Source organism: Xenophilus sp., from assembly GCF_044462705.1.
GTDB lineage: Bacteria > Pseudomonadota > Gammaproteobacteria > Burkholderiales > Burkholderiaceae_C > Xenophilus > Xenophilus azovorans.
This window is the reverse complement of sequence record NZ_JBIQNC010000356.1, coordinates 1-2,459: the sequence shown is the minus strand read 5'-3', so window position 1 is coordinate 2,459 and position 2,459 is coordinate 1. Positions and strand designations below refer to the sequence as shown.

The 2,459-nt window shown below is 72.4% G+C and carries 3 protein-coding genes; 2 read left to right on the top strand and 1 reads right to left on the bottom strand.

Annotated elements, in window-relative coordinates; all coding sequences use genetic code 11:
- Nucleotides 1-100: 100 nt before the first annotated feature.
- Nucleotides 101-922 carry an SDR family NAD(P)-dependent oxidoreductase gene (locus ACIY1X_RS26085; RefSeq protein ID WP_399686490.1) on the bottom strand — a complete coding sequence of 274 codons (822 nt, stop codon included), beginning with the start codon at nucleotides 920-922 and terminating at the stop codon, nucleotides 101-103.
- Between the two features lie 151 nt (nucleotides 923-1,073).
- Between ACIY1X_RS26085 and ACIY1X_RS26080 the strand changes: the two genes are divergently transcribed.
- Both ACIY1X_RS26080 and ACIY1X_RS26075 read left to right on the top strand, forming a co-directional pair.
- Nucleotides 1,074-1,991 (top strand): helix-turn-helix domain-containing protein, encoded by a 918-nt coding sequence (locus ACIY1X_RS26080; RefSeq protein WP_399686487.1) that lies wholly within the window; start codon nucleotides 1,074-1,076, stop codon nucleotides 1,989-1,991.
- A 77-nt stretch (nucleotides 1,992-2,068) separates the two neighbouring features.
- A partial coding sequence (locus ACIY1X_RS26075) for an aldo/keto reductase (protein ID WP_399686484.1) occupies nucleotides 2,069-2,459 on the top strand: 391 nt, incomplete at its 3' end.

Here is a 2,459-nt window from a genome sequence, read left to right as displayed (position 1 = left end):
AGTGCACCCGCGGAACCGGCTTTGCCGGGCCGCCGGGTGCGCCCCCTTGAGGGGGTATGGGACGGCCACACGCAGTGAGGCCGTCCAAACGGGGGTGGGCTCATCCATTGAAGCCGGGGCGCGGCACCATGTCCATGAGCATGCTGGACATGCCGCCGTCGACCACGATCTCGGCGCCGTTGACGTAACCCGAGCGCGGGCTGGCCAGGAACAGCGCCACGTCGGCGATGTCCTGCGGCTCGCCGATGCGCCGGCTGGCGGTGACGGCCGCGCGGCGCGCCTCGAAGCCCGGCTCCTCGTAGAACTTCGCCGACAGCGCCGTGCGGATCATCCCGGGGCAGATGGCGTTGCTGCGCACGCCCTGCGGCCCCCACTCGACGGCGAGCTGGCGCGACATCAGCAGCACGCCGGCCTTGCTGGCGCTGTAGGCGCCGCTGCCGGTCTGCGGGAACAAGCCGGCGATCGAGGCCACGTGCACGATGCTGCCGCGCCCGGCCGCCCGCATGGCGGCGCCGAAGGCGCGCGCGCACAGCAGGTAGCCGGTCAGGTTGATCGACAGCACCTCGTTCCATTGCGCCAGGTCCACATCGGCCAGCGCGCCGGCGCGCAGCAGGCCGGCGTTGTTGACCAGTACCGACGGCGCGCCGAGTTCGGCCTCGACCGTGCGCGCGGCCGCCGCGACAGCCGCGGCATCGGCGATGTCGCACGGCACGGCCAGCGCGGTGGCCCCCTGCGCGCGCAGCGCGGCCGCCTGCGCCTCGCCGGCCTCGGCGTCGCGGTCGAGCAGCGCCACGCGGGCGCCGGCCTGCGCCAGGCCGCGCGCGATCGCGGCACCGATGCCGCTGCCCGCGCCGCTGACCACGCAGGTCTCGCCCGCCAGGCCGAGCCAGTGCGTCCCGCCGGAGGATGGGGTGGCTGTCATGAAAGCTGTCTCCTGATGCTTGGAATGCGATGTGGCGAAATTCTGGTGGCCGGTGCCGCGCCGGCCTTTGACGATTCCAGCCAAGGCCCGGACAATTCGCGCAAGAAGTCCGGGCCAGGCGCCAGGTCCTTCCCCGCACCCTTCCATACCCATGGCACGCGCCATCCCCAACTACGCGCTCTACGGCGACCAGGCCCGGCCGGCCTGGCTGTCGACCTTCGACTTCGAGTGGATTCCCCAGCGATCGAAGCCCTACAACTGGGATATCCAGCCGCACACGCACGACGCCTTCGTGCAGGTGCTGATGCTCACCAGCGGTGGCGGCACCGTGCACCTGGACCATGCGCGCATCGAGATGGCCTCGCCCTGCCTGATCGTCGTGCCCGCACAAACCGTGCATGGCTTTCGCTTCACGCCCGACACCAACGGCCCGGTGATCACGGCCGCGCAGCGCCCGCTGGAGTCGCTGGCCGCGCTGGTCATGCCGGAACTGGTGCAGACCGTGCGCACGCCGCGCGTGACGCCGCTGGCGCCCGAGGGGCTGGAGCAGTTGATGCCCCTGTTCCTCGCGGTCGAGCGCGAACACCGCCAGGGCGACACCGGCCACGTCGCCGCCGCCCTGGCGCTGCTGACGGCACTGGCCGTGCAGATCGCGCGGCTGCAGCGCGAGGTCCCGGCCGCGCCGGGGCATCCCCTGACGCGCAAGGCCGAGCAGATCGAGGCCTTCCGCCGCGCGGTGGACGAGCGCTTCAGGGAGCACCTGCCGGTGACGGCCTATGCGGCCGCGCTGGGCGTCACGGCCGGCCAGCTCACCCGGCTGTGCCAGGAGGTGCTGGGCATGTCCAGCCTGGACGTGATCAACGCCCGCGTGGTGCACGAGGCGCAGCGCGAGCTGGTGTACACCGTGAGCAGCATCAAGCAGGTGGCGGCCCGCCTGGGCTTCGTGGACGAGGCCTACTTCGGGCGCTTCTTCCGCAAGCACACCGGCGTGACGCCCACGGCCTTCCGCGACAGCGCGCTGCGCGCCCTGCAGGACGGCGGGCGCGGCGAGTTCGCCGCACACGATTGAGCCTTCGCCCCAGTGCCGGCGCGGCCACCGACCCCGGCACCGCTCGCGCAGGCACCTGCCGTCCTATAGTGCCGGCCATGCAACGACAACGCCAGATCGGACCCTTCACCGTCCCGGCCATCGGCCTGGGCTGCATGAACCTCAGCCATGCCTACGGCACGCCGCCACCGCCCGAGCAGGGCGAGCGCGTGCTGCTGGCGGCGCTCGATGCCGGCGTGACGCTGTTCGACACCGCGGCGCTCTACGGCTTCGGCGCCAACGAGGAACTGGTGGGCCGCGTCCTCCAGCCCCATCGGCAGCAGATCACCCTGTGCAGCAAGGGCGGCATGGCCGGCGTGAAGGGCGAGGACGGCGTGACCCGCCGCGTGATCGACGGCCGCCCCGCCGCGCTGCGCCGCAACTGCGAGGACAGCCTGCGCCGCCTGCGCACCGACGTGATCGACCTGTACTACCTGCACCGCTGGGACA

Excerpts from the sequence above, each read along its gene's own strand:
- ACIY1X_RS26080 (WP_399686487.1), top strand. The coding sequence starts at position 1,074 with ATGGCACGCGCCATCCCCAACTACGCGCTCTACGGCGACCAGGCCCGG.
- ACIY1X_RS26085 (WP_399686490.1), bottom strand. The coding sequence starts at position 922 with ATGACAGCCACCCCATCCTCCGGCGGGACGCACTGGCTCGGCCTGGCG.